At 32.9% G+C, this 295-nt stretch carries 1 protein-coding gene; it reads left to right on the top strand.

Going from position 1 to position 295, the window contains the following annotated elements:
- Positions 1–295 (top strand): ParA family protein (locus CBI42_RS11760; protein WP_179211436.1); only part of this gene is annotated, 295 nt, incomplete at both ends.

The raw sequence follows: 295 nt of genomic DNA, 5'->3' as shown, positions 1-295 counted from the left end.
TGACCACATCGATCACGATAGGAAACTTTAAAGGTGGAGTTGGAAAAACAACAACTTGTGTAACCTTTTCTTATCTATTAAATAAAGCCCATAGAAAAACCTTATTAATTGATTTTGATCCACAAGGAAATGCTAGTGAAATTATAGAAAAAACATTTCCTGTATTCAAACAAAAAAATTCCAAAAGTTTAACTGATGGTATTAAGAATCTGGATTTATCTGAGTCCATTGCACACGTCACAGATTACCTTGATCTGATGCCTAGTGATTGGAGCTTATCTTTGCTTCCTGATAT

It is taken from the genome of Streptococcus sp. KR (assembly GCF_002238115.1).
In the GTDB taxonomy this organism is placed as follows: domain Bacteria; phylum Bacillota; class Bacilli; order Lactobacillales; family Streptococcaceae; genus Streptococcus.
Note: the sequence above shows the minus strand (reverse complement) of the source record. Positions and strands in the feature narration are given on the sequence as shown.